Origin of the sequence: Acidovorax sp. MR-S7, from assembly GCF_000400995.2 — a bacterium.
In the GTDB taxonomy this organism is placed as follows: domain Bacteria; phylum Pseudomonadota; class Gammaproteobacteria; order Burkholderiales; family Burkholderiaceae_C; genus MR-S7.
This window is the reverse complement of record NZ_DF238908.1, coordinates 214209-233571: the sequence shown is the minus strand read 5'-3', so window position 1 is coordinate 233571 and position 19363 is coordinate 214209. Positions and strand designations below refer to the sequence as shown.

Here is a 19363-nt window from a genome sequence, read left to right as displayed (position 1 = left end):
CGGTTAACCCATGCCGGCCTAACCTCCAGGATGCGTGGGGGCTATCTTCGCCGCCATGTGCTGTCGTTAGCAGACTTCGAGACACTCGCTGAAAAGCGACTTCCAAGGCCGCTATTCGGATATGTGTCCGGTGCTTGTGAAGACAACCAATCGCTGCACGCGAACCGCTCGGCATTTTCCGAGTATGAACTACGAACGCGCATTCTTGTAGACGTCAGCACCCGCACGCAGGAATGCACCTTATTTGGCCGGACATACTCTTCCCCAATTGGGATTGCGCCAATGGGTGTCGCTGCACTCACCGCTTATCGCGGCGATGTTGTCCTTGCCGCTGCCGCGCAGCAGGCTAATATCCCGGCCATCATGAGTGGCTGGTCGCTCGTCCCGCTTGAGGAGGTTGCCGAGGCAGCTCCAGATACTTGGTTTCAAGCCTATCTGTCTAAGGATAGAGCGGAGATGGATGCGCTCGTCGATCGTGTTGCTTCGGCCGGCCTGTCCACCCTGGTCATTACAGTGGACACACCGGCGCAAGCCAATCGGGAGAACAATGTTCGAGTGGGCTTCTCCTCTCCGCTACGCCCGAGTCTCCGTCTGGCGTGGCAAGGTCTCTCGCATCCCAGGTGGCTATTCGATGTCTTCGTCCGGACTCTCATGCGGCAGGGAATGCCGCATTTCGAGAATTGGCACGGTGGGCGCGGTCTACCGATTATTTCGAAGCGGTTGAACGTAGATATTGCCCAGCGCGGACATCTGACATGGGATCAAGTTTCAGCCATTCGGAAGCGATGGCAAGGAAGGCTGATTTTGAAAGGCGTGTTGAGCGGCGACGACGCCGCTATAGCTTGTGATCGCGGCGTTGACGGCATCATCGTTTCAAACCATGGTGGCAGACAGCTCGACGGGGCGGTTGCGCCGCTACGCGTGCTACCCGAAATTGTGTCCAGTTTCGCACGCGGTCCCGTGATGATCGATAGCGGAGTCCGTAGAGGGACTGATGTGATCAAAGCGCTGTCGCTAGGAGCGGCGTGCGTTTTCATTGGCCGTCCGTTCAACTACGCCGCAGCCGTAGGTGGGGCGGCCGGAGTCACGCATGCAATCGACTTAATGCGTCAGGAAATCTCACGCGATATGGCCATGATGGGGGTTACCTCCATTCATCAGCTAGATCCGAACTGTTTGTATCCTATCTCACCAGGCCCTTGCCGAGCGTAATAAATTGATTTGACTCCTCTGCTCGGTGCCCGATTACGTTGAGTCCAGATCATGCCAAGAAAAGAGAACAACCTGCGCGGCAGGATCGGCGCGCTGCTGAGTCGGTATTGGCTGAGCGGACGAGGTGTAAAGGTGGATCAGAAGGTCTGCTCGCTCGGTCTTACATATCGGGGCTGGCCGGCAATTCGATCGCGAGCATCTCGCCCGTTACGCAGACTAGGCCATCTGCACTCAGTGTAAGTGCGACAACGGCCTTTCGGCCTTCGAGTGAAACGAGCCTGCCGTGCACCGTGAGTTCTTTGTGCAATGGGGTAGGCCGCTTGAAGTCGACCTTGAGGGACGCAGTGACAAAGCGAAGGCCGCCGAGGCCGGGACCAATCTCATGTCCACGCAGTTTGCAAGCAAAGGCAGCAGCCGTGGCAGCTCCATGGCAGTCGAGTAGCGATGCGAGAAGGCCACCATAGACCTTATCGGGAAAGCCACCGGTGTATTGCGGACCGGGGGTAAATCGGGCTACGGTCTGACCATCCTCAAGGTAGCTCTTTAGATGATGGCCGTGCCCATTTGCAGGTCCACACCCATAGCAGTGCGCGAAGCCAGGTAGATAATTCTCTTGGATCGATTTCACGGTTGGGTCACTTTCAGGATGAGAATGGTGGCGACATCTCGTCTCGATGGAATCAGCTTCGTGTTCATGATCGACCCTGCTGTTGGCACACGGCTGCCAGAAGCGGCGGCGACAGAGCTGCCGACTAACTTCGCCCGTGCGAGGGAGAGTTCTGGCCGGGAATTCACCGTACGAGATCCGTCGCATCATCTTGGAGCATGCGGCGCGCGATGATCACGCGCATGATCTCGTTGGTCCCCTCGAGAATCTGATGCACGCGCGCATCTCGCAGTAGTCGCTCCAAAGGATACTCGCGGATGTAGCCGTATCCGCCGTGCAACTGCAAGGCCTGGTTGCAGACCTCAAAGCCTACGTCAGTGGCAAATCGCTTGGCCATGGCGCAATACGTGGTGGCGTCATCGTGGCCTGCGTCGAGTTTGCTGGCCGCCAGGCGCACCATCTGACGAGCGGCCACCAATTCGGTCGCCATATCAGCTAGTTTGAATTGCAGTGCCTGGAAGGCTGACAATGGCTTACCGAACTGACGCCGTTCGTGCATGTAGCGCTGCGCAGCCGACAATGCCCCTTGTGCAGCGCCAATCGAACAAGTTGCGATGTTGATTCGGCCTCCGTCAAGTCCTTTCATCGCGATCTTGAAGCCGTCGCCTTCTTGGCCTAGCAGGTTTGCAGCGGGGACACGGACATCGTCAAAGCTGATCTGGCGTGTGGGCTGGCTGTTCCACCCCATTTTCTCCTCCTTCTTACCATACTGGATGCCGGGACTGTCCGCGGCGACCAGGAAGGCGGAGATGCCGGCGGGGCCTGAAGCACCTGTTCGGGCCATCACCACGAGCGCATCGGTAGCCCCCGCACCAGAGATGAAAGCCTTGGTTCCGTTCAGAACATAACTCTCCCCCTCCAGCCGCGCCGATGTCGTGATGGAGCCTGCGTCAGACCCAGCGCCTGGCTCCGTCAAACAGTATGAAGCCAGCGCCTTACCGCTCGCAAGTTGAGGCCCCCAAACCTGTGCCACCTCTGCACGAGCAAAGTCGGTGACCATCCAGGTAGCCATGTTGTGAATGGTGATAAAAGCAGTGGTGGAAGGGCATGCTTGTGCCAACTCTTCGAAGACCAGCGTCGCATCTAAGCGTGGCAAGCCGAGACCTCCATGTTCCGCGCTCGCATACAAACCGCAGAAGCCCAGCTCACCCGCGTGCTCGATTGTCTGCCGGGGAAAGTGCGCTTGACTGTCCCATTCCGCTGCGTGAGGTTCTAACTCGCTGCTGGCGAATGCGCGCGCCGCCTCTTGAAACGCTCGCTGGTCTTCGGATAGATCGAAGTTCATAGGGCCTGTAGGGATGGGTTGATGGAGATTGGAAGTCCGTGGAGCGTGTGACGACGGCTGCGCCACTGGCGCAGGCGGTTTTTTGACTGTACCTGCTGTCGAAGGTTTGCTGTTCATCTTTTCGGAAGCAATCGTTCATATGCCCCGAAGTATTTTTTCTACTTCGATCAGCAGGAGACTTGCTGCTTGGGCGAGGTCTTCTCGCCTCCAATGCTGCGACATCTTCGAGAGAGGACGCGTGGTCCACCGACGTAGGCTTGCCTTACAACAAAGCCGCTGTTCGCGAAACATGAATGAGAAGTTTGGAAGAATCGAATTTCTTCGCCGCTGTTTAGCCTGTAGAGTCGTCGAGATCGAGCGGGATGATCGGTGGCACCGCAAGCCCCGGCGATCTGTATTGATCTGCTCGCTGTCTCATTGCGTGGCTTCGTAGGGCAATGTCTTTTTGCTCAGGATGAGTGGTACTGTCCCGCGGCTTCGCGCCATTGGATGCAGCGTGGTATTGACAGTTCCAGTGTCGGCCCGCTCTCGTTTGGTCCTCCGTGCTGAGAACATGCACGTAGCGCTTGCGTCGAAGCGGAGTCACTTGGCCGGTCGAGAGGATGGAACGTTCCTATGAGGCACGCGATGTCTACATCCATTTGGCAATGGAGGTTTGAAGAATGGAGTTGCGACATCTTCGCTATTTCGTGGTCTTAGCTGAGGAGTTGCACTTCACGCGAGCCGCAGAACGGCTGAACATCGAGCAGTCGCCACTCTCGCGCATCATTAGGGATCTAGAGGAAGAGCTAGGCTCATTGCTCTTTGACCGGGATCGGCGTGGCACCCGCCTTACCGCAGCAGGAGAGGCCTTTCTGGACGATGTGCGTCGTGTGCTTAGCAGCCTGGATCAAGCGTGTTCCAGCGTCAAGGCCATTTCCGCAGGCTTTCGGGGGAGTCTGCGGATAGCGGTGTCCGATGGTGTGGTGGATCCGCGCCTCTCCGCATTTCTCGCGCGTTGCCGTCTTGAGGAGCCGGAGATAGAGATACGCCTGATCGAAGTACCACTAGCCGAGCAAGTGCGTGGTCTCCGATCAGGAGATTTCCACCTTGGATTCGCACACGTCCAAGACGTTGGAAGGGATATTTTGGCTGAGCCACTGTGGCGAGATTCGCTCATGTTGGCGATGCCTACGCTCCATCCCTTGTTGGAGCACGTGGCCGTCCCTTTGGATGCGCTGGTGCCCTACCGGTTGGTCATGTGCAATCCCCGAACGTGCGAAGGATGCAGTCGCGAACTCAATCGCTTGTTGAGCACTGCGAAATGTGATTGGGATGTTACCGCGCACGTCTCTTCCATGGACATGATGCTTACGCTGGTTGCGGCGGGTTATGGGGTGGGCTTCGCGGTGGCTGCTAAGGCTGCAGCCTGTATACGCACAGATATCGTGTTTCGGCCGTTGGCTATAGAAGCGGCCGCTTTCACAACCTATATGCTCCGACTGAACAGCGAGACCATTCCACCGGCGGTGGTGCGATTTACCTCGCGCCTACATACCCACCTTGAGGACGGTAAATAGGCTCTCACTTTCCAGATGCCGCTTGCAGCATCTTTTCGGTGGCTGCCATCAAATCGGCAGCGTTCCGCTGAAGTGCTGAAGCGATCTTCAAGATCAGTGCCAGCGTCGGCATGTGTTCGCCTCTTTCGATTTTTCCCATATGAGAGCGCTCAATGCCTGCGAGAGCGGCAAGCTCTTCCTGGGCGAAACCTTGCTCCAGCCGCATTGCTCGCACCGCCGAGCCAAATGCGCGCGCGGGCCCTGATTCATAGGTGGTTGTGCCGACGGGGCGGCCTGGCTGAACTCTGCGCTTTTGCATAAGCAAAAGCGTCCATCAACAGATCGAGTTAAACCACGTTAAACTTAACTCATGGTGACTGCAAAAAAGTGTTCTGAACTTGCCGTTCCTCACCAATTCCCCGGCCCGGGTGCTGAGGTGTCTCGTTGGACTGGGCGTGTCGCCACTCCAGATTGATCTGAGGCAGGTACGCCGTGCATGCAGAGCAAGGCGGAATGGCCAACCGCATTCTGCGACCCTTGAATGAAGGACCCAGCACCGGCTAGACAAAGAGATGCAGGATATGTCGCCATCAGTCACATCGCAGCCTACAGCCCTCAATCTTGCCATCGCGCATGGTCTACCTTGCCAGAGGTTATCCCAAGTGTTTGCATTGCAGCGCGAACAGGCTCCGGAAGTTGCCGTCAAGGTGCATGAAGTTTCGTCTGGCGAACTGAGGGCTGGGCTTCAGGCTGGATGGTATGACGTGGGGCTATCCTTGACCATGGGCGCAGATCTGGATTTTTCCTGCGAGCCTTTATGGCGAGAGCGCATGGTGGCCGTCCTGCCTGCCGAGTCTCCTTTGATAGTACAAGCCGATCTCTCCCTGGATGACCTGCTTCAGTTCTCAGTGCTGCGCTGGCCGGCCGAAGCTTGCGATGGGCTGGAGGAGCGGCTCTCGGCGCTGAGCGGCGGGCGACGGGATGCCATCCAGGACGTGACCTCGTTCGATATGCTGGCGCTGCAGGTGGCAGCAGGTTACGGGGTAGGGGTGACGGCAGAGTCCCGTAGCGATCGGTTGGCTGGATGGGGTATCACCATGCGACCGATTTCTGATGGCTTCTATGAACTGGTGACCAGCTTGGTGCTGGCTGCATCCCGTTCCAGCCCTGTCGCAGAGCAGTTTGTCCAAAGAATGCGCCGTATCGCGGCAAATCACTAGGTTGGCTTCGGCACGTACCAGCGAAGTCAGTCGCATTGACCCTGTTCTTCGGATCCAGCAATCCGCTCAATGGCAACGGAGGCGCAATACTCCGCCCAGTCCTGCATCATGTGGCGGCGACGTTCGACCATGTCCGTTCGGCGGTACGCACGTTCCACAGCGCTACCCACATCGTGCGCCAATGCTAACTCAGCCATATCGCGCTCATAGCCCGTTTCCGCGGTCCAATCACGGAAGGTTGAGCGAAAACCATGCACGACGGCGGTGCGGCCGGACCTTGGATCAACCCAGCCTGCATCCCCCGCCTTTGTCTCAATGGTGTGCATATCGCGCACTGCCTTCGTCAGGGCCATATCAGACAGTTGACCACCACGCGGCGCGGGGAAAATGTAGTCAGGCTTTTCCTCCCCGTTTTCAGTCACGCCGGACTTCAGACGTGGCAGGGCCAGCAGCAGCTTGATGGCATCGTCGGACAAGGTGACAACGTGCTCGCGGCCCGCTTTCATCCTATCGGCGGGAATCGTCCAAAGCTTCGCCGGCAAGTCGAGCTCGTTCCAGGTCGCGCCGCGCACCTCGCCTGATCGTGAGGCGGTCAGGATGCCGAACTCCAGTGCACGGTGCGACATGCCTTGATGCGTGCGCAACTTGACCATGAATGCGCCGATGCGCTTGTGTGGCAGGGCAGGGTGCTTTGCTGGTGCATCGTTCTTCTGCTCGCCCAGGATCTGCTCGATGACGTGCTTTTCGGCAGGGTTGTCTCCCGCGTAGGCGTCCACGGCCTTGGCGTAGGCGAATACGGCCTTGATGCGGTCTCTAATGCGGTCGGCGCTCGTGGGCACATTCTCCCAATGCCACTTCAGGGCCTTTGCGACATCGTGCTTGGTCAGGTCGTCGATCTTGCGGCCGTCGTTCAGGACAGCGCTGATTTTCTCGTGCGTCAGTGTGGCACGCCATTGCTTCTTGCTCTTGCCGTTGCGCAGCTTCTTCTCTCGCTGAGCGATCACCACGTCCGCGCATTCGGCGAAGGTCTTGCGTTGCTCCTCGGCGGTCTTGGCAGCAAGCGCTGCGGCTTCTTCTGCGCGCTGCGTTTCATGCAAGTCTGCAATGGGATCAATCCCCTTGCGCACCAAGGCGCGCAACCGCTGGGCTTCGTCCCGCGCTTCCGCGAGGCCTAGCGTGCCCTGCCGTTCTTCAGGCCTGACTTGCGCCCAGCCTTCGGCTAGGTTGATCTTTCCCATGCCGTGGTTGCGGCGCCGTCCGCGCACCGTGTAGCGGAACACCCACGTCTTCGTCCCCGCCGGGCCGACCTGCATGTAGAGTCCATCCCCATCGCTGTAGAAGCCAGGACGTTTCGCGGACCGCACATGCGCTGCGGAAAGTCGTTTGCTGGTTCTTGCCACTGCGGCTCCTTGTATGTCCTTCCTATAGCCAAATGGTGATAGAATTCAGTGGACGCGACAAGATCAGGACGGACGTGAGATGCGTCCAAGTGTTTGTCGCTAAAGGAATTTTGGAACATGGTAGAATTCAGTGGACGCTAGCATAGCGGACGTCCACTCCGCCATTGATTGAAAAAGCCACCTGAAGGTGGCTTTTTTGCGTTCGAAATCGTGCAATCCATGAACCTGCGTTCCCGCTACGAGCAAGCCGTGCGCGAATTGCGCGCGCGAGCGCAAGCGATGCAGCGCGAAGGATTGGCTGCCGAGGCCATCGCACGCTCCTTGCACGCGGAGCGCATACGGCTGGCCTCCCACTTCAAGGAACTGACGCCCGAGCCCTACCGCAGCCGCATCTATGAGCGGACGCTCCAGGTCTACGGAAACGAGTTCGGCCCCTCGATCGAATTCCTGCGAGCGTCTGGCAAGTCGTGGGAGGCGATCATCGACAGCGCGACGCGCCCCGGGCTGCCGCCTCCCTTCGACTGACAGGCTTTTACTTCGGTGCCAGGCGGATGGCACCGTCGAGGCGGATCACCTCGCCGTTGAGCATGTCGTTCTCGATGATGTGCCGCACCAGCTTGGCGTAGTCCTGCGGCGTGCCGAGGCGGCTGGGGAAGGGCACGCCGGCAGCGAGCGCGTCCTGCACTTCCTGCGGCATGCCGAACAGCATGGGCGTGCCGAAGATGCCGGGAGCGATGGTCATGTTGCGGATGCCGCTGCGCGCCAGGTCGCGCGCGATGGGCAGGGTCATGCCCACCACGCCGCCCTTGGACGCGGAATAGGCCGCTTGGCCGATCTGGCCGTCGTAGGCGGCCACGCTGGCCGTGGAGATCAGCACGCCGCGCTCGCCTGTGGCTTCGGGTTCGTTCTTGGCCATGGCCTCGGCGGCCAGGCGGATCATGTTGAAGCTGCCCACGAGGTTGACCGTGATGGTCTTGCTGAACACAGCCAGGCTGTGCGCGCCGTTCTTGCCCACGGTCTTCTCGGCCGGGGCGATGCCGGCGCAGTTCACGAGGCCCGCGAGCTTGCCCAGGGACACGGCCTGGGCGACCACGGCCTGGCCATTGGCTTCACTGCTCACGTCGCAGCGCACGAAAGCGCCGCCGATGTCGCGCGCGACGGCTTCGCCCTTGTCCGCCTGCATGTCGGCGATGACCACCTTGGCGCCTTCGCCAGCCAGCATGCGCGCGGCGCCTTCCCCGAGGCCCGAGGCGCCGCCCGTGACGATGAAGACCTTGCCCTTGATTTCCATGTGTTGTCTCCTGTGATGAGAGTGACGTTGACGTTGACGTTGACGTTGACGTTAACGTCAATTATGGCGCAGCCGTCCGCACCCGCCCGGCGGGAGCGGAAAAAAGAAAACCCGGCCATGCCGGGTTGTCTTGGAGTAGGGGGCGTGGCTCTCAGCGGAAGCCGACGCGGTCCAGCATCTGCTGCACCTTGGTGGTGTTCGCACCCACGGCGCCGATCGGGATGGTCTCGCTCTTGAAGGGCTTGCCATCGGTCATGGCCTTCAGCGCGGGGTTGCCCGGGTCGACGCCCTTGGCGGCGGGCCATTCGTTGTTGCCGTTGGCGAAGTAGTTCTGCGCCTCGGGGCTGGCCAGGTATTCCAGGAACTTGATGGCATTGGCGCGGTTCTTCGCATGGCGGGCGACGGCGCCGCCCGCGATGTTCATGTGCGTGCCCCAGGATTCCTGGTTGGGGAAGACCACGGACACCTTCTCGACCACGGCCTTGTCCTCCGGCTTGTCGGAGCGCATCAGCCGGGCCAGGTAGTAGCTGTTGGTGACGGCGATGTCGCATTCGCCCGCGGCCACGGCCTTGATCTGGTCGGTGTCGCCTCCCTTGGGCGGGCGTGCGAGGTTGTCCACGATGCCCTTGAGCCAGGCTTCCGCCTTCTGCTCGCCCAGGTGCTCCATCACCGAGCCGAACAGGCTCAGGTTGTAGGGATGGGAGCCCGATCGGATGCAGACCTTGCCCTTGTTCTTGGGATCGCCCAGTTCCTGGTAGGTGTCCACGTCGTCCTTGTTCACTTTCGCCTTGTTGTAGACGATCACGCGGGCGCGGGTGGACAGGCCGAACCAGGCGATGCCGCCGTCCGCCGCGGGCGTGGCGCGCAGGTTGGCGGGAATGGCGCTTTCCAGCACCTGGGAGCGGACGGGCTGGAACAGGCCATCGGCTTCGCCGCGGTACAGGCGCGCGGCATCGACCAGCAGGATCACGTCGGCGGGAGAGGCCGTGCCTTCGGCCTTGAGCCGGGCCATGATGCCCGCATCGTCTGCGTCCACGCGGTTGATCTTGATGCCCGTGGCCTTGGTGAAGCCGCTGTACAGCGCTTCGTCGGTGGCGTAGTGGCGGGCGGAATACAGGTTCACCACCTGTTCCTGCGCGGCTGCAGCGCCTGCCGCGGCGAGCAGGCATGCGGCCAGCAGTGATTTCAAGGGTTTGGACATAGGGCTTGCGGCCTCCTGTGACTGGAATGCGCGGCATGATACAGAAGGCGAGAATGGTTCTTATTTGTCGGGCTCGCGCCAGGGGAATGGAAGGCGGCCACGCGGACTTTCCCGCATGCGCTGAAATTGTCAGCATCAGTAACTTCGGGCTGTTATGCTGGCGGAATCCGCGGTGCCGCAGGCCGTATTCCATCGTTGCGGGCCGCAGCCTATTTGTGTCAAGGAGCCACCATGTTGTCTGCACCCGCCCAGCGTTCTTCCACCGGCGCCACCGCCAGCGCCGCGGAATACCTGACTTTCCGCCTGGGGCAGGAGGAGTACGGAATCGACATCCTGCGTGTGCAGGAAATCCGCTCCTATGAGCAGCCCACCCGCATGGCCCATGCGCCGGAATTCATCAAGGGCGTGATCGACCTGCGCGGCGTCATCGTGCCCATCGTGGACCTGCGCTTGAAGCTGCACTGCGCCGAAGCCGAGTACACCGATTTCACCGTGGTCATCATCCTCAACGTGGGTGGCACGGTGCTCGGTGCAGTGGTGGATGCGGTGGCCGACGTGGTGGCACTGCCGGCAGACGCCATCAAGCCCGCGCCCCAGTTCCAGGGGCAGATGGATGCCTCGTTCGTGCGCGGCATCGCGACGGTGGGCGAGCGCATGCTGATCGTGGTGGACATCGAATCGCTGCTGAGCAGTGCTGAAATGGGATTGGTCAAGACCGTCGCCACCGCCTGAGGCGGGGCTGCCCGGAGGGAGCATCACATGGCGTTTTCCAATCTGCGCATCGGGGCGAAGCTGGGCCTGGCCTTCGCCGCCATGGTGCTCCTCAACGTATTGCTGGGCGTCCTGGCCATCGTGCAGATGGGGCAGATCAACGACGACACGCGCGATGTCGCCACCAACTGGCTGCCCAGCGTGCAGGCGCTGGGCGATATGCGGGCCACGGCCAACCGGCTGCGCGCCAGCGAGATCGGCATGGTGCTGAGCTCCGATCCGGCCGAGAAGGCGCGGCTGAGCAAGGACGCGACGGCCGTCGCTGCCATGCTGGGCGAGCTGGAGCAGCGCTACGCCCCGCTGGTGACCCCGGCCGAGGCGGCCGCGTTCGAGGAATTCAAGACGCACCGCGCCGCGTACCTGCGTACCCAGGCGCAACTGCAGGAGCTGGTGGCCCAGGGCGAGTCGCGCCAGGCCGACGCCGGCCAGTTGCTCTACCAGGGCTCGCAGCAGGCCTTCGTGGGCATGGCCGAAACCATCGGCAAGCTCTCCAAGATCAATGCCGCGGGCTCCACCGAGGCGTATGAAGATTCCCAGCGGGCGTTCGGAATGGCCCGCGGCACCATGCTCGGTGTGCTGGCGGCGGCCATCGCCGTGGCGGTGGCGCTGGGCGTGTGGATCACGCGGCTCATCACGGCGCCCGTGGCCCAGGCCGTGCGGGCGGCCAGCGAGATCGCCCAGGGCAATCTAACGGTGGAGCTGGCGGTGCGCTCCAAGGACGAGATGGGCCAGCTCACGCAGGCCCTGCGCGACATGCAGCACAACCTGGCCAGCGTGGTTTCCGGCGTGCGCAGCAATGCCGAAGGCGTAGCGACGGCCAGCGCCGAGATCGCCCAGGGCAACCACGACCTGTCGGCCCGCACCGAAAGCCAGGCCAGCGCCCTGGAAGAGACCGCCGCCTCCATGGAGCAGCTGGGCGCCACCGTGCGCCAGAACGCCGACAACGCCCGCCAGGCCAACCAGCTCGCCATGAGCGCTAGCACCGTCGCCGTGCAGGGCGGCGAGGTGGTCAGCCAGGTGGTGGACACCATGCGCGGCATCAACGATTCCAGCCGCAAGATCGCCGACATCATCGGCGTGATCGACGGCATCGCCTTCCAGACCAACATCCTGGCGCTCAACGCCGCCGTGGAGGCGGCGCGCGCGGGCGAGCAGGGCCGGGGCTTCGCGGTGGTGGCCGGCGAGGTGCGCAGCCTGGCGCAGCGCAGTGCGGAAGCCGCCAAGGAGATCAAGCAGCTGATCACGGCCAGCGTGGAGCGCGTGGAGCAGGGCTCGCAGCTGGTGGACAAGGCGGGCACGACCATGACCGAGGTGGTCAACTCCATTCGCCGCGTGACGGACATCATGGGCGAGATCAGCGCGGCCAGCAGCGAGCAGAGCAGCGGCGTGGCCCAGGTGGGAGAGGCCATCACGCAGATGGACCAGGCCACGCAGCAGAACGCGGCGCTGGTGGAGCAGAGCGCGGCTGCCGCAGGCAGCCTCAAGGCGCAGGCGGCGCAGCTCGTGGACGCCGTGGCGGTGTTCCGCATCGGCACGCAGCCGCAGGCCATCGCCGCGCCGCGTTCCGTGCCGCAGCCGCCGCGCGCGGTGGCGCCTGCACCGAAGCCTCAGGCCACACCGCCCAAGCCGGTCCTGCGCAAGAGCCCGCCGCCCGCCGCCAAGCCGGCGGCGCTGGCCAAGCCGGTTGCCGTCGCAGCGCAGGACGACGATTGGGAAAGCTTCTGACAGGCCGCCGGCTCAGCCCTGCCTGAACGGGCTGCGCGTGTGCAGTTCGTCGAGGTAGTGCGCGACGCCCTCGCTCTCGCGCTCCAGGAAACGGTCCACGGCTTCGGCGAAGGCCGGATGTGCCAGCCAGTGCGCGCTGGTGGTCTGCACCGGCAGCAGGGCGCGGGCCATCTTGTGCTCGCCCTGGGCACCGCCCTCGAAGCGCTGCACGCCGTGGGCGATGCACCACGCCAGGGGCTGGTAGTAGCAGGCCTCGAAATGCAGGCAATCCACGCGTTCCAGCGCGCCCCAGTACCGGCCATAGGCCACCAGAGGTTGAGGGTGTTTTGAGCCTGCAGCGCTTACGGGACAAGCGCTGACAGCTATCAAGCTGCTAGCAATGGGGCGCCCGCCGCGCTCGGCCACGAACAGCACCCATGCCTCGGGCATGTGGGCGGCCATGCGGGTGAAGAAGTCGCGCGTGAGGTAGGGCGGGTTGCCGTGCTCGGCGTAGGTGCGCTCGTAGCAGCGGTAGAAGAAGTCCCAGTCGCGCGCCGTGATCTCGGCGCCGCGCAGCACGCGGAAATGCACGCCGGCGTCCGCCACGCGGCGGCGTTCCTGGCGGATCTTCTTGCGCTTGCCGTGCGAAAGGGTGGCGAGGAAATCGTCGAAGTCGCGCAAGGGCCGCTCCGCCGTGCCGGCGGATGGCGGTGCGGCGTTGTTCCAGTGGAATTGCACGCCGTGGCGCAGCATCAGCCCGGCCTCGCGCGCGGCCTGCACGTCCTCGGGTGCGGTGAACAGCAGGTGCAGCGACGACAGCGCCTGGGCGTCGCACCAGTCCACCAGGGTGCGCAGCAGCGCCAGGCGTGCCGCTGCGTCGCGCGCCAGCAGGCGCGTGCCCGGCACGGGGGTGAAAGGCACGGCCACCACGGCCTTGGGGTAGTAGGGCAGGCCGTGGCGCGCATAGGCGTCGGCCCAGGCCCAGTCGAAGACGTATTCGCCCCGCGAGTGGGGCTTGAGGTAGAACACGCAGGCGGCATGCAGCGCACCGCCCTGCCAGAGGGTGAACCACAGCGGCGTCCAGCCCGTGGCGGGCACGGCGCTGCCGCTGGCCTGCAGCGCCGCGAGATAGGCGTGGCGCATGAAGGGCGTGGGCTGGGACTGGGCTTGCAGTAGCGCGTCCCACGCGGCGGCGTCCGCGGCGGGCAGGGCGTCGGACACGCGCAGGTCGTAGGAGGCGGTGAGAGGGGCAGAGGAGTGCATGCGATAGGAGCGGCTGCGCCCGGCCATCCTGCCACAGGCGCGGCTTTCGCATGGGAGGCGGAGGTACGAATGACATAATTCCCTCGACTCCTTTCCCTCCCTCCCTATGCCATTCGTCATCAGCATCGCCCAGCTCAACTTCGTGGTGGGCGACGTGCCGGGCAATGCCCAGCGAATCATCGGCGCCGCGCGCGAGGCCCATGCCGCCGGCGCGCGCCTGCTGCTCACGCCGGAGCTGGCGCTGTGCGGCTACGCGGCCGAAGACCTGTACCTGCGCCCGGCCTTCCTGGCGGCCTGCGAGCAGGCGCTGGCCGAGGTGGCGCAGGCCACCGCGCAGTGGCCGGGGCTGGCGGTGGTGGTCGGCCATCCGCAGCGGGCCATGGGGGCCAATGCAGGCGGGCACGGGCGCGTCCACAACGCCGCCAGCGTGCTGCGCGGCGGGCGCGTGGAGTGCACCTATGCCAAGCAGGAACTGCCCAACTACGAGGTCTTCGATGAGCAGCGCTATTTCGTGCGCGGCCAGGACACCTGCGTCTTCGAGGTCGAGGGCGTGCGCATGGGCCTCTTGATCTGCGAGGACGCTTGGTTCCCCGGCCCCGCCCGCCGCGCCGCCGACGCGGGCGCGCAGATGCTGCTGACGATCAACGCCTCGCCCTACCACATGGGCAAGGCGCGCGAGCGCGAGGAGGTGATGCGCGAGCGTGTGCGCGAGACCGGCCTGCCGCTGTTCTACGCCCACCTGGTGGGCGGGCAGGACGAGGTGGTGTTCGAGGGCCGCTCCTTTGCCCTGCAGGCGGACGGCGCGGTGGCGCTGCGCGCCCCGGGTTTCAAGGAAAATATGGCCCTGGCGCTTGTACAGCAAGCGCAAGCAGCTATCAAAATAGAAGCGAAAGTGTTGCCCCACGATGACGCGGACGCCGAGCTGTGGCACGCGCTGGTGCTGGGCGTGCGCGACTACGTGGGCAAGAACGGCTTCCCGGGCGTGCTGCTGGGGCTGTCGGGCGGCATCGACTCGGCGCTGGTGCTGGCGGTCGCGGTGGACGCGCTGGGCGCGGACAAGGTGCGCACGGTGATGATGCCTTCGCCCTACACGGCCGACATCAGCTGGATCGACGCGCGCGACATGGCCGCCCGCCTGGGCGTGCGCTACGACGAGATCGCCATCGCCCCGCAGTTCGAGGCGTTCAAGGCCGCGCTGGAGCCGCAGTTCGCCGGCCTGCCCGAGGACACGACGGAGGAGAACCTGCAGGCGCGCATCCGCGGCACGCTCCTCATGGCGCTGTCCAACAAGTTCGGCGCCGTGGTGCTCACCACCGGCAACAAGAGCGAGATGGCGACGGGCTACTGCACGCTGTACGGCGACATGGCCGGTGGCTTCGCGGTCATCAAGGACGTGCTCAAGACGCGCGTCTTCGCGCTCGCGCGCTGGCGCAACGCGCACGATCCCTACGGCACGGGGGCCGACCCGATCCCCGAGCGCATCATCACGCGCCCGCCCAGCGCCGAACTGCGCGAGGACCAGAAAGACCAGGACAGCCTGCCGCCTTATGAGGTGCTCGATGCCATCATCGAGCGTTACATGGAAAATGACGCTCCCATCGAAGACATCGTCCGCGCAGGTTTCGACCGGGCCGACGTGGAGCGTGTCACCCGCCTCATCAAGATCAACGAATACAAGCGCCGCCAGGCCGCCGTGGGAGTGCGCGTCACCCGCCGCAGCTTCGGCAAGGACTGGCGCTACCCCATCACGAACCGCTTCCGGGCCTGACCGGGCGCCCCCGCCCGTGCCCGTTCCGCATCCACCGCACAGCCACCAGGAGTTTCCGCCATGCAAATGATCACCGCCGTCATCAAGCCCTTCAAACTCGAGGAAGTCCGCGAGGCATTGGCCGAGTGCGGCGTGACGGGGCTGACGGTGACGGAGGTGAAGGGCTTCGGGCGCCAGAAGGGCCACACCGAGCTCTACCGGGGAGCCGAGTACGTGGTGGACTTCCTGCCCAAGGTGAAGATCGAGGTGGTGGTGCGCGGCGAGGACGTGGACCGCTGCGTGGACGCCATCGTGGGCGCCGCACGCACCGGCAAGATCGGCGACGGCAAGATCTTCGTCACCGCCGTGCAGCGCGTGGTGCGCATCCGCACCGGTGACCTGGACGACGCGGCAGTCTGATTTCTAGATCACGCTGCGCAGCGGGATCGCCTGGGCGTTGAGGCCCGCGTCCTGCACCAGGGAGGAGAGCAGGGCATCGACCTCGGTGCCGGTGCGCACCAGGCCCATCTGCCATTCACCCATGAAGCCGTTCGCCACCGCCTGCTCCAGGAAACGCAGCATGTGGGCGTAGTAGCCGTCCACGTCCAGCAGCCCGATGGGCTTGTCGTGGTAGCCGAGCTGGCGCCATGTCCAGACCTCGAACAGCTCCTCCAGCGTGCCGATGCCGCCGGGCAGCGCCAGGAAGGCGTCGCTGCGCTCGGCCATCATGGCCTTGCGCTCGTGCATGGTCGTGACGATGTGCAGTTCGTCGCACTGGTGGTTGGCCAGTTCCTTGTCCACCAGGGCCTGGGGAATCACGCCCACCACCCGCCCGCCCGCCAGGCGGGTGGCCTCGGCCACGGTGCCCATGAGGCCGCTGCGCCCGCCCCCATAGACCAGTTGCCCGCCGTGCTGGCCGATCCAGCGGCCGACGGCCGTGGCCGTTTCGGTGAAGAGAGGGTTGTCGCCGGGGCGCGAGCCCAGGTAGACGCAGACGGAGAAGGCGGGATCAGCCATGGGCAAACCTTTGGTAGAGCGCTGCCGCCCAGATGCCGGCGCACAGCAGAAGGCTGAGCAGCACCGCGGCGCTGCCCATGTCCTTGGCGCGCTTGGACAGGTCGTGCAGTTCGGGGCCGATGCGGTCGATGGCCGCCTCGATGCCCGAGTTGAGCAGTTCCGTGACCAGGACCAGCACCACGGCGGCGGCCAGCAGCGCGGCTTCCACCCAGCTGCGGCCCACCCACAAGGAGACCGGAAGCAGCACGATGGCCAGGCAGGCTTCCTGGCGGAAGGCCTTCTCGCCCCAGCCCGCGCGCAGGCCCTGCAGCGAATAGCCCGCAGCGTGCCACAGGCGGTTCAGCCCGGTGCGGCGCTTGTGGGGGTGGACGGAAGGGGTGTCGGACATGGCGTGGCGGGCCTATCGGCGCCCCTGGTGGGCGCGGGGCGGCGGTTGATGGTGCACCAGCCGCGTGCGCGCCAGCGCATCGTGCCAGAACTGGCGCTCGGGGTGGAGGCGGCTCAGCAGGGCCCAGAGCACCACCCACAGGGCCAGCAGCAGCAGGGTGGTCAGGGCGGGCACGCCCAGCGCGTAGGCCGCCAGCGGCGGCAGGAACCACAGCCAGCACAGCATGTAGCGCAGGCAGGCGCGGGCCTGGGTGACGGGCTGGCCGGCGGTGTCCACCACGCGGATATGCCAGGTCTTCTGCGCCAGGGTCTGGCCGCGCGACCAGAACCAGCCGAAATAGATGCCGAAGACCACGAACAGGAACGCCATCCGCAGGGGCCGGTTGGCGAGGGCGTGGCGCGACTGGCTGAGCGTGTCGAACAGGTAGCCGGCGATGAACACCAGCCCAAACATCAGCATGCCTTCGTAGAACCAGCAGGCCATGCGGCGCCAGAGCGCGGGGGCCACAGTGGTGGTCGGGCTGGGAGATTGCATGCAAAAAAGGGCGATCGGCTAGGACGGGCTGTACAGGGGCGCGTGGTCGGAAGGAGGCGTTGCCGGCTCCGCTTCGGAAGCGGGGAGCATCGGGGGCAGGGGCACCGGAACGGCCGACGGCGTCGCGACGGGTGCGGTTTCTACCACAACCGGCGGAGGCGGCGGCGTCACCGGCAGGGCCTGGGGCGAATGGAATTCCGCGGGCGGCAGGATCTTTGGCGGGTTGGGGGCGGCCGGGGCGGCATTGGTGGCCGCAGGCACGCGGGCGAGCTTCTTGGGCGACACAGGCCGCACGGCTGTGGCGGCGCCCGAGGGCTTAGGAGCGGCCTTGGCGGCCAAGCGCTTTTTCTCTTCTTCGCTCAGGGCTTGGTAGGCCTCCCACTGGGCGCGTTTGCTGTCGGGTGCCAGCTTGTTGGCCGCCGCATAGTTCAGCCGGGCCTGGCTGCGCTGCTGGACGCTCAGGCTGGCCCAGTCGGTGATGCGGGCCAGCATCTTGGACTGCTCCTCGGGGGACAGGGCGTGGAAGCCGGCTGCGAGCTTGAGCCAGTTGCGCTTTTGCGCCTCGCTGAGGAAGGCCCAGCGGTTGGCCAGCGGGTACAGGGCTTCCTTCTGCGGCGTGTTCAGTTCGCTCCAGTCGGGGCCGGCCTGTACCTGGGGCGGCAGCAGCACGCTGTGGGTCTTGTGCTTGCCGCCCAGGGCCTCGGCCGGCACGGGGGTGCTGGGGGCCATGCGCACGTAGCCTGCCATCCACCAGCCGGCCGCCGCCAGGAGGCCCAGCAAGACAAAAGCCAGCACGAAGACTGGCCATTGGCGGGAAGGGGAGAGGTGGCGGTGGTGCGATGCGTGCATCAGGCGGTGGATGGGCCCGGGCCCATGGGGTTATTGGCCCGGGCTGGAGGTCTTGATGAATTGCAGGAAGCCGGGGTCGGCGTAGGCGGAAGGCGGCAGGTCGTCGGTCAGCAGGGCGGCGTCGACCTCGGCGATCTCGGCGGCGACGGTCTGGTCCTGGGCCATGTTGACGAAGAACAGGCCGACGAGCAGCGCCGCCACCGGCACGGCCGAAACCAGCGCGCGCCACCAGTTGCCCTCGTCGCCGCCCCGGCCGAGGACGGCAGCCCCGCCGGCGCCCACGAGCACCGTCGCGGTTTCTGCACGGCACACGGCCTGTGCCATGGGCTTCTTGCGCTTGTCCAGTGCCTGCATGCGGGCCGCGCGCAGGCGTTCGGTGATGTCGTAGGGCAACTCCTCGGTGGCATGCGTGAGGCGCGCGGTCACGCGCAGTGCATACGCATCCACGGCGGTTTGAGAGGGGCTGTTCATAGCACGATTCCTTTGGCCTTCAGTGCCTTGCTGAGGGTTTGGACGGCACGGAAGCAGTGTGTCTTGACACTGCCTTCGGAGCAACCCATGGCGGCTGCTGTTTCTGCCACGTCCATTTCCTCCCAGTAACGCATCAAAAATGCTTCGCGTTGACGGGCGGGTAATTCCTGGATCTCCGCCTCGATGTCGCGCAGGACCTGTGCCCGGCGTACGGTGTCTTCCGCGCTCTGCGCCAGCTCGCCTTCCGCCGGGGACTGGTAGGCCTCGAGAAAGTCGAAATCCTGGCCATCGTCTCCCGGCCCCTCGAAGTCGCTCATGCTCGAGAAGAGCGCGTTGCGGGTCTTCTGGCGGCGGAACCAGTCCAGCGTGCAGTTCGTCAGGATGCGCTGAAAAAGCATCGGCAGCTCGGCCAGGGGCTTGTCGCCGTAGTGTTCGGCCAGCTTGAGCATGCTGTCCTGCACGATGTCCAGGGCCGACTCCTCGTTGCGCACGTGGTAGAGCGTGCGCTTGAAGGCACGCTTGTCGACGCTCTTGAGGAAATCGGACAGCTCTTGTTCGGTGGCCAAAAGACGAAAAAACCGCGGAGGGCTGGCAGGGGCGGCGCGAAGCGCGCGCGGCGCAGGCTTGGAAACGGGCGATTATGGCATCGCACCGGAAAAATTTGCGCAAGGCGCACGCCAGGTGCGGCGCGCAGTGCGATAATCGCCGCTGCAATTCAAAAAGGCAAACGGGTCCCGGTCCGGCGCAGTACGCATGTCGCCCATGGCCGAGGCCTCAAGTTCCAAGGCGGCTTCACAAGAGCTGG

At 64.3% G+C, this 19363-nt stretch carries 21 protein-coding genes; 8 read left to right on the top strand and 13 right to left on the bottom strand.

Features of this window, described 5'->3' with window-relative positions; all coding sequences use genetic code 11:
* Positions 1-30: 30 nt before the first annotated feature.
* Entirely contained in the window at positions 31-1212 is a 1182-nt protein-coding gene (locus AVS7_RS23520; protein ID WP_234449976.1) for an alpha-hydroxy acid oxidase, read from the top strand.
* Between the two features lie 160 nt (positions 1213-1372).
* Here AVS7_RS23520 and AVS7_RS23515 read toward each other — a convergent pair whose 3' ends face one another.
* Both AVS7_RS23515 and AVS7_RS07050 read right to left on the bottom strand, forming a co-directional pair.
* On the bottom strand, positions 1373-1840 hold the full coding sequence (locus AVS7_RS23515) for a PaaI family thioesterase (protein ID WP_024001074.1): 468 nt from the start codon (positions 1838-1840) through the stop codon (positions 1373-1375).
* A 163-nt stretch (positions 1841-2003) separates the two neighbouring features.
* Positions 2004-3164 (bottom strand): acyl-CoA dehydrogenase family protein, encoded by a 1161-nt coding sequence (locus tag AVS7_RS07050; RefSeq protein ID WP_020227730.1) that lies wholly within the window; start codon positions 3162-3164, stop codon positions 2004-2006.
* Between the two features lie 662 nt (positions 3165-3826).
* Between AVS7_RS07050 and AVS7_RS07045 the strand changes: the two genes are divergently transcribed.
* Positions 3827-4723, top strand: coding sequence for a LysR family transcriptional regulator (locus tag AVS7_RS07045; protein WP_020227729.1), 897 nt, complete (start codon positions 3827-3829; stop codon positions 4721-4723).
* A gap of 4 nt (positions 4724-4727) precedes the next feature.
* Here AVS7_RS07045 and AVS7_RS07040 read toward each other — a convergent pair whose 3' ends face one another.
* On the bottom strand, positions 4728-5021 hold the full coding sequence (locus AVS7_RS07040) for a helix-turn-helix domain-containing protein (RefSeq protein WP_034690180.1): 294 nt from the start codon (positions 5019-5021) through the stop codon (positions 4728-4730).
* A 262-nt stretch (positions 5022-5283) separates the two neighbouring features.
* On the opposite strand from AVS7_RS07040, the gene AVS7_RS23510 reads away from it, so the two are divergent.
* Positions 5284-5922 carry a LysR family substrate-binding domain-containing protein gene (locus AVS7_RS23510; protein WP_034690218.1) on the top strand — a complete coding sequence of 213 codons (639 nt, stop codon included), beginning with the start codon at positions 5284-5286 and terminating at the stop codon, positions 5920-5922.
* A gap of 26 nt (positions 5923-5948) precedes the next feature.
* On the opposite strand, the gene AVS7_RS07030 is transcribed toward AVS7_RS23510, so the two are convergent.
* The gene (locus AVS7_RS07030) at positions 5949-7322 is read right to left on the bottom strand and encodes a site-specific integrase (protein ID WP_024001071.1); all 1374 of its coding nucleotides are present in this window, start codon (positions 7320-7322) and stop codon (positions 5949-5951) included.
* 219 nt (positions 7323-7541) lie between these two features.
* Here AVS7_RS07030 and AVS7_RS07025 point away from each other — a divergent pair, with 219 nt between their 5' ends.
* Positions 7542-7847 (top strand): hypothetical protein, encoded by a 306-nt coding sequence (locus tag AVS7_RS07025; protein ID WP_020227726.1) that lies wholly within the window; start codon positions 7542-7544, stop codon positions 7845-7847.
* 7 nt (positions 7848-7854) lie between these two features.
* Here the strand turns inward: AVS7_RS07025 and AVS7_RS07020 are convergent, their stop codons facing one another.
* Both AVS7_RS07020 and AVS7_RS07015 read right to left on the bottom strand, forming a co-directional pair.
* Positions 7855-8613, bottom strand: coding sequence for a 3-hydroxyacyl-CoA dehydrogenase (locus AVS7_RS07020; protein ID WP_020227725.1), 759 nt, complete (start codon positions 8611-8613; stop codon positions 7855-7857).
* A 151-nt stretch (positions 8614-8764) separates the two neighbouring features.
* On the bottom strand, positions 8765-9814 hold the full coding sequence (locus AVS7_RS07015) for an extracellular solute-binding protein (protein WP_024001070.1): 1050 nt from the start codon (positions 9812-9814) through the stop codon (positions 8765-8767).
* Between the two features lie 231 nt (positions 9815-10045).
* On the opposite strand from AVS7_RS07015, the gene AVS7_RS07010 reads away from it, so the two are divergent.
* Positions 10046-10546 (top strand): chemotaxis protein CheW, encoded by a 501-nt coding sequence (locus AVS7_RS07010; protein ID WP_020227723.1) that lies wholly within the window; start codon positions 10046-10048, stop codon positions 10544-10546.
* 27 nt (positions 10547-10573) lie between these two features.
* Entirely contained in the window at positions 10574-12310 is a 1737-nt protein-coding gene (locus tag AVS7_RS07005; protein WP_020227722.1) for a methyl-accepting chemotaxis protein, read from the top strand.
* A 12-nt stretch (positions 12311-12322) separates the two neighbouring features.
* Here AVS7_RS07005 and AVS7_RS07000 read toward each other — a convergent pair whose 3' ends face one another.
* Positions 12323-13552, bottom strand: a complete 1230-nt coding sequence (locus AVS7_RS07000) for a GNAT family N-acetyltransferase (RefSeq protein ID WP_034690216.1) — start codon at positions 13550-13552, stop codon at positions 12323-12325.
* Between the two features lie 106 nt (positions 13553-13658).
* Here AVS7_RS07000 and AVS7_RS06995 point away from each other — a divergent pair, with 106 nt between their 5' ends.
* Positions 13659-15320 carry an NAD+ synthase gene (locus tag AVS7_RS06995; RefSeq protein ID WP_020227720.1) on the top strand — a complete coding sequence of 554 codons (1662 nt, stop codon included), beginning with the start codon at positions 13659-13661 and terminating at the stop codon, positions 15318-15320.
* Positions 15321-15380: 60 nt separating this feature from the next.
* Positions 15381-15719: a P-II family nitrogen regulator gene (locus AVS7_RS06990; protein WP_020227719.1), complete on the top strand. Its 339-nt coding sequence runs from the start codon at positions 15381-15383 to the stop codon at positions 15717-15719.
* Positions 15720-15722: 3 nt separating this feature from the next.
* Here the strand turns inward: AVS7_RS06990 and AVS7_RS06985 are convergent, their stop codons facing one another.
* Genes AVS7_RS06985 through AVS7_RS06960 form a run of 6 tightly spaced genes read right to left on the bottom strand, consistent with a single transcriptional unit; the run spans position 15723 to position 19124 of the window.
* On the bottom strand, positions 15723-16316 hold the full coding sequence (locus AVS7_RS06985; protein WP_020227718.1) for a TIGR00730 family Rossman fold protein: 594 nt from the start codon (positions 16314-16316) through the stop codon (positions 15723-15725).
* On the bottom strand, positions 16309-16704 hold the full coding sequence (locus tag AVS7_RS06980) for a diacylglycerol kinase (RefSeq protein WP_020227717.1): 396 nt from the start codon (positions 16702-16704) through the stop codon (positions 16309-16311). The genes AVS7_RS06985 and AVS7_RS06980 overlap by 8 nt, the downstream gene beginning before the upstream one ends.
* Positions 16705-16716: 12 nt before the next feature.
* A complete protein-coding gene (locus tag AVS7_RS06975) occupies positions 16717-17238 on the bottom strand; it encodes an RDD family protein (protein WP_024001069.1) in 522 nt (173 codons plus the stop codon).
* An 18-nt stretch (positions 17239-17256) separates the two neighbouring features.
* Positions 17257-18087 (bottom strand): DUF3106 domain-containing protein, encoded by an 831-nt coding sequence (locus AVS7_RS06970; RefSeq protein ID WP_020227715.1) that lies wholly within the window; start codon positions 18085-18087, stop codon positions 17257-17259.
* Positions 18088-18117: 30 nt separating this feature from the next.
* On the bottom strand, positions 18118-18558 hold the full coding sequence (locus tag AVS7_RS06965; RefSeq protein ID WP_020227714.1) for a DUF3619 family protein: 441 nt from the start codon (positions 18556-18558) through the stop codon (positions 18118-18120).
* Positions 18555-19124, bottom strand: a complete 570-nt coding sequence (locus AVS7_RS06960) for an RNA polymerase sigma factor (RefSeq protein WP_020227713.1) — start codon at positions 19122-19124, stop codon at positions 18555-18557. Before AVS7_RS06960 ends, AVS7_RS06965 begins: the two co-directional genes overlap by 4 nt.
* Positions 19125-19363: the final 239 nt, after the last annotated feature.